This window comes from Peribacillus sp. SIMBA_075 (genome assembly GCF_046534585.1).
Genome location: NZ_JAWRYN010000293.1, coordinates 1 through 326 on the forward strand (window position 1 = coordinate 1; position 326 = coordinate 326).

The 326-nt window shown below is 49.1% G+C and carries 1 protein-coding gene; it reads left to right on the forward strand.

The window, feature by feature from the left end; all coding sequences use genetic code 11:
• The coding region (locus tag SB775_RS28300; RefSeq protein WP_410864491.1) for an aminotransferase class IV at positions 1–232 on the forward strand (232 nt) is incomplete at its 5' end.
• Between the last annotated feature and the right edge of the window lie 94 nt (positions 233–326).

The following is a 326-nucleotide window of genomic DNA, read 5'->3' on the forward strand; positions in this document are numbered from 1 at the left end:
CCTGGTCGCGGAAAAAGACGGGCGTTTCTACACACCGCCAGTTTCTAGCGGCCTGCTCGCCGGGACTTACCGCGAACAGCTCCTTGAAGAAGGGCGCATCGAACCGAAAGTGCTGAAAAAAGATGAGCTCGATACATTCGATGCCATCTGGTTCATCAATAGCGTGCGCGGATGGATGAAAGTCGAACTTGATGCGGACGATAACTTAAAAACAGGCCAGGAAAACCGATGATTTTCTTGGCCTGTTTTTACTATTGGGAGCCCTTTTCATAACTAGCTGTCATAAAGTTTTTTTAGAAGCCGCGATCTTGAAAAAACGCCGGCCC